The sequence below is a fragment of the Fodinibius sp. genome, from assembly GCF_041642155.1.
GTDB lineage: Bacteria > Bacteroidota > Rhodothermia > Balneolales > Balneolaceae > Fodinibius.
This window is the reverse complement of sequence record NZ_JBEPWZ010000229.1, coordinates 1-5,043: the sequence shown is the minus strand read 5'-3', so window position 1 is coordinate 5,043 and position 5,043 is coordinate 1. Positions and strand designations below refer to the sequence as shown.

Genomic DNA, 5,043 nt, shown 5'->3' with positions numbered 1-5,043 from the left:
GAATACAAAACCGAGCAGTCGGAACTAAATCCACAGACCGCCTATGCTGAGTGTAAAACCAGGGTTGAGAGAGATGTATCAAAACTGGCTGACGAGGCTTTTTCACCGACTTTTCTGAGAAATGCTACGGCCTATGGTGCTTCTCCCCGTATGCGTTTTGATATCGTACTTAACAATCTTTCCGGTCTTGCATGGACTACCGGCGTTATTGAGATGATCAGTGACGGCATGCCATGGAGGCCGCTTGTTCATGTAAGAGATATAAGCAAAGCTATTGGGTGTACTCTCGAGGCCCCGAAAGAAACGGTGCACAATCAGATATTTAATGTGGGCGATACCGAGGAGAATTTCAGAGTACGAGAGATTGCTGAGATCGTCGGCAGGGCATTCCCGGGATGTAAAACGAGCTTTGGAGATAGCGGGGGAGATAACCGGAGCTATCGCGTATCCTTTGATAAAATCAATAGCAAACTGCCGGGTTTTTCGTGTGAATATACCGCAGAGAGAGGAGCGGCCGAGCTCTACGAAATCTTCAAGAAGATTGACATGGATGATGAGATCTTCAATGCGAATCCGTATACCCGGCTGAAGCAACTCAAACATTTACTGGAGACACAACAGCTAAGCAAGGATCTCTACTGGGTATAGTTAATTTTTATTAATAGAGACCTTTGTAAAACCGTTGTTTTGCTCAATGGCTACATTGTCACGCTTTCAAAATCCTCATGTATTATCTCTACACTGCGGTTTTGAAAGCGCTCAGGCTTTGGTATTTCCCGATGCTTCGGGACTGGTTTTTCAAAGGCCTCTATCAAAACTCAAAAGATGCATTGCCCGGAATCCCGGGATGAAATAATACTTAACCGGAGAAAGGGTATTGTACTTCTTTTCTGCTTCCAAGTACACCGAAGCCTTGCTATATTCAAACCTTCAGGAGGGGTCGCACATTTAATAAACAAAAGACTGACAAACCGAGTCCAATGAACCAGGAAGAGCGCTTATTTGGGTTGATAGAAGAATTGTACCCGATTTGCAGAAGCATTTCGGGGGACGGGGTACGAAAATCCCTGCAAATCATACAAAAGCACATTCCTGTTCAAGTACAAGAACTTCTGACCGGTACCCCGGTCTTTGACTGGTCCATACCAAAAGAGTGGAATATCAAAGAGGCATGGATCAAGAATTCGAAAGGTGAGAAGGTTGTTGATTTTGATGATTCAAACCTGCATGTGCTGAATTATAGTGTTCCGGTCGACCAGGTGGTAGCGCTTGAGGAACTAAAGAATCATCTTTATACACTTCCTGATCAACCTGACCTGATCCCCTATCGAACCTCGTATTACAAGGAGGACTGGGGATTCTGCCTTTCCCACAATCAGCTGATGCAACTGGAGGAAGGCGACTACCACGTTTATATAGACGCCACGCTGCTGGAAGGCAGCATGACGCATGGGGAGCTGTATATTGAAGGACATACGCCGGATGAGGTGCTCATATCGTGTCATATCTGTCACCCTTCTCTGTGTAATGATAATCTATCAGGTATTTCCGTAGCCGTGCATTTAGCTCAGTACCTTTTACAGGAGGATCTCAAGTACTCCTATCGTTTCCTGTTTATTCCCGGCACCATCGGTTCTATTGCCTGGCTGGCCCGGAATGAGGATAAAACCGAAAGGATAAAATACGGGCTCGTTTTATCCTGCGTGGGGGACGCCGGCCAAATCACGTATAAGAAAAGCCGCCGGGGCAGGGCTGAAATCGACCGGATTGTAGAACAGGTGCTGGCCGGGTCGGCGGAAAGCTACGAGGTGCGGGATTTTACGCCCTATGGCTACGACGAGCGCCAGTTCTGCTCGCCGGCATTTGACCTGCCGGTAGGCTGTTTTATGCGTACTCCGTTCGGGGAATTCCCGGAGTATCATACCTCTGCCGATAACCTTGAACTGATGGAACCCGAAGCGCTTGCGGACTCTTTGTCAAAATTAAAGAGTATCGTAGGGGTCATTGAAAGCAACGGGACGTATTTAAATTTGAATCCCAAATGTGAACCAAACCTGGGAAGACGCGGACTGTACAAGTTGACTGGAGGCGATACGGAGAGCGAAATCAACCAGCTGGCCATTCTTTGGGTTCTCAATCTTTCTGACGGGAGCCATAGCCTGTTGGATATTGCTGAAAGATCGGGGATAAGTTTTCAGACCATCAGGCAGGCGGCCGATGCACTTCTAGAGGTCGATCTGCTTAAAAAGGTTCGTTGAAATAAAAAAGGGATCCAAAGTGGTCTTTGAATCCCTTTCACATGTTGTCACCCGCCTGGAATAGCTGGCTATTTAATCGGCATCCGGATTAAAACCGTTTACCACCGCATGAGCAATAAAATAGATATCGCCGGACAAACCGTTAATTTCATAGGTATATTCCGTGACATCATGGTGATTCTCTTGATTACCATACTGTCCCGGTGCCACTGTAAACTTTCCGCTCCCCTTATTTGAAGCATAGGGATCACTGCCCGCATAAAGATGGGTTTCTGTCAGGGTATAACGATTCCCGGTAAATCCTGTCTCGGTCATCTTATAAGTGACGGTGAGTGTTCCACTCGAGTAATTTACGATAAGTTCACCCACACGAGTGCCTTTGTCCAGGTCACACTGTCCAGCACCGGCATAAATATCATACGTGAGATCTCCACTCGGACCGGATAATGGGCCGTTCGTCCATCCCCATCTGTTAAAAGAGACACCCGGCAGAATTTCCTCGTCAAAGCAGCGGGAAGAGCTATTATCTACGATTGTTTGGCCATTTACAATTTGGGTTTTGACCGCATAGGCCGTTTCGTTCATGGTGATAATCGTTTGCCCGTCATTTTCAATGACCGTCAATCCCGGATTGCTGTTGTTTTTCTTTTTATTTTTAGCTAAGGCAAGATCGCTTTCTACCAGGCTTACGATATCCTTTACTTTTTGGACATCAAAAAGAGCCGATCCATCCTTGTATATGCGTGGATCAATTTCCTCATATTCGGAGATCTTATCCACATCAAATGGTGGATTATCGATAAGCGACCAGATAATGACCTGTATTTCTCGTGCGGTTAGTTTCGGGTCGCTGGCTCTGAGATCGTCTTTAATGCTCATGAAATAGTTTAACTTTTTCCATGATTCGTGACCAGCTGTAGAATAAAGCCTGGCTCCGTTTTGGATACCAAAGGCTTCTTCCTCGTTCCACTCGATACACCAGGCCTCCCTCTCGACGCCGTCATTCAGCCGAACGGTCAGAAAGCTATCCTGATTGTCTTTTTTCTTTATTTCCATACTTTCGATTTCTGCACCAGTGATAGGAGTAACTTCTTTTATTTCCTTGAAGCTTTCTTCAATACTGGTATCTGTGCTGGGGTTGTTACAAGCCGAAATAGCAAATAGAATCCCCATTAGAATAGTTGTAATTGCCAACGTTCTATTTTTTAACATGATAATAGTATTATTTTATTGGCTACTATATAGATAGCCTGTTATTATTAGAAGTACCACTACAAGATCAAAAAGTGTGCCACCAATTAACCCGTCAGATGGAACACCCTGTGTAGCATAGAAATAGCCTTCTCTTTACGGTTCTTCTTAATCCATGGGAGATTTTTACGCACAGCTAAACCTATTTACACAGTTATAACAAATAGCCTTTGCATGTCGAACGCAGAAGTTTAGGATAGCAATACCCCCCTGAATGACACATTTTATGTAACCGTTCTTTAAAGAAGGAATAATAGTTACTTGCGTGGACTTGCCCTGTCGCTTTGCTGAATCCGGGACAGCGTGGTTGGGTAATTCTTTCATAGTCGATTCTAAATAATTACCCGCTTCTCTTGTTATATTTTTACTACAATTCCTTCTCGTCCTTTTCTTACAAATACAAATATCCTCTATGCTCTTTTCGGACGTATTTGATCGATAAGATCTACTATTTTTAGACCCTATACCAGATTGGCACAACTATTGTATTCAATAGAATGGATGCAGGGCGAGATTCAACCGAATAAGTTGTTTGGCAGCAGCATCCGGTTCAAAACGAAGTAAGTTTATTGATGACATGATGGATGAATCAACGACTACCAATAATAAATGTCTTAATTGTTCAAATTCACTCGAGAATACCTTTGTGGATTTAGGGACATCACCCCTATGCGAGGAGTTTGTAAAACCGGAGAATATTAACAACGGCCAACAATTCTACCCGTTGCATGCCTATGTATGTGATGAGTGTTTTTTGGTACAAGTGGGAGAGTATGTACATCCCGAAGAAATTTATTCGGATTATTATTATTTTTCATCCTATTCTGATTCATGGTTGGCGCATGCGAAGGACTATGTTGAGATGATGACTGCTAACTATGGGATTAATCAGGAGAGTTTTGTCGTCGAAATAGCCAGTAATGATGGTTACCTGTTGCAATATTTCAAAAATAAAGGGATTCCGATTCTCGGCGTCGAACCTTCGGACAATGTAGCAAAAGTGTCTATTGAGAAGGGGATTCCCACCGAACAGCTGTTTTTTGGTAAAGAAACGGTCGGAAAGCTTCAAAAGAAATACAAGTCAGCGGACTTGATATTGGGCAACAATATTTTGGCCCATGTTCCCGAAATCAATGACTTTATCGAGGGTCTGGATATGCTGTTGGGTAATAAAGGAATTATGACGTTCGAGTTCCCACACCTGCTTCAGCTTATTGAGAATAATCAGTTTGATACCATTTACCACGAGCATTTTTTCTACTTCTCGCTTACTACTGCAGCGTCGATTTTTAAAAAGCACGGAATGAAGATTTTTGACGTGGAGGAATTGAGCACGCATGGAGGATCTGTCAGAATTTTTGTCACAAGGCAAACCAATCAGGACTACCAGGTAAGGGACAGGGTTAAAGAAATGCTATCGCTTGAAAAGGAGAAAGGGTTTCTCGACATAGATTTTTACCGGGGCTTTGATGAACGTGTACGGCAGACCAAAACGGATCTGCTGGAATTGTTGATTGATTTAAAAAAACAAAAT

General features: G+C 43.8%; 4 protein-coding genes. 3 read left to right on the top strand and 1 reads right to left on the bottom strand.

Going from position 1 to position 5,043, the window contains the following annotated elements:
* Together ACESLU_RS11600 and ACESLU_RS11595 are read left to right on the top strand one after the other, a co-directional pair.
* Nucleotides 1–648: NAD-dependent epimerase/dehydratase family protein (locus tag ACESLU_RS11600; RefSeq protein ID WP_372638812.1), on the top strand; the 648-nt coding region annotated here is incomplete at its 5' end.
* 332 nt (nucleotides 649–980) lie between these two features.
* A complete protein-coding gene (locus tag ACESLU_RS11595; protein ID WP_372638811.1) occupies nucleotides 981–2,258 on the top strand; it encodes a DUF4910 domain-containing protein in 1,278 nt (425 codons plus the stop codon).
* Between the two features lie 72 nt (nucleotides 2,259–2,330).
* Here the strand turns inward: ACESLU_RS11595 and ACESLU_RS11590 are convergent, their stop codons facing one another.
* Nucleotides 2,331–3,314, bottom strand: a complete 984-nt coding sequence (locus ACESLU_RS11590) for a hypothetical protein (RefSeq protein ID WP_372638810.1) — start codon at nucleotides 3,312–3,314, stop codon at nucleotides 2,331–2,333.
* Nucleotides 3,315–4,041: 727 nt separating this feature from the next.
* On the opposite strand from ACESLU_RS11590, the gene ACESLU_RS11585 reads away from it, so the two are divergent.
* Nucleotides 4,042–5,043: methyltransferase domain-containing protein (locus ACESLU_RS11585; RefSeq protein WP_372638809.1), on the top strand; the 1,002-nt coding region annotated here is incomplete at its 3' end.